Origin of the sequence: Chryseobacterium sp. CH25 (assembly GCF_004119455.1) — a bacterium.
Lineage (GTDB): Bacteria > Bacteroidota > Bacteroidia > Flavobacteriales > Weeksellaceae > Chryseobacterium.
This window is the reverse complement of record NZ_NRQT01000195.1, coordinates 1-212: the sequence shown is the minus strand read 5'-3', so window position 1 is coordinate 212 and position 212 is coordinate 1. Positions and strand designations below refer to the sequence as shown.

General features: G+C 38.2%; 1 protein-coding gene. It reads left to right on the top strand.

Annotated features, from left to right (window positions below; all coding sequences use genetic code 11):
• Positions 1 to 31: 31 nt before the first annotated feature.
• Positions 32 to 212, top strand: a 181-nt coding sequence (locus BOQ64_RS22900; RefSeq protein ID WP_164975893.1) for a hypothetical protein, incomplete at its 3' end; no start/stop codon positions are given.

Genomic DNA, 212 nt, shown 5'->3' with positions numbered 1-212 from the left:
TAGCTGCTGAAGTTAAAAAAAGCACAGCAGTATGTCAATCAAAAATCAGCGTGAGAATATGCAGTTTTACAGCAACTTCAGTAAACTGTTGGTGTACAGTAACGGGCTGATTGTAGCTGCTGAAGTTAAAAAAAGCACAGCAGTATGTCAATCAAAAATCAGCGTGAGAATATGCAGTTTTACAGCAACTTCAGTAAACTGTTGGTGTACAG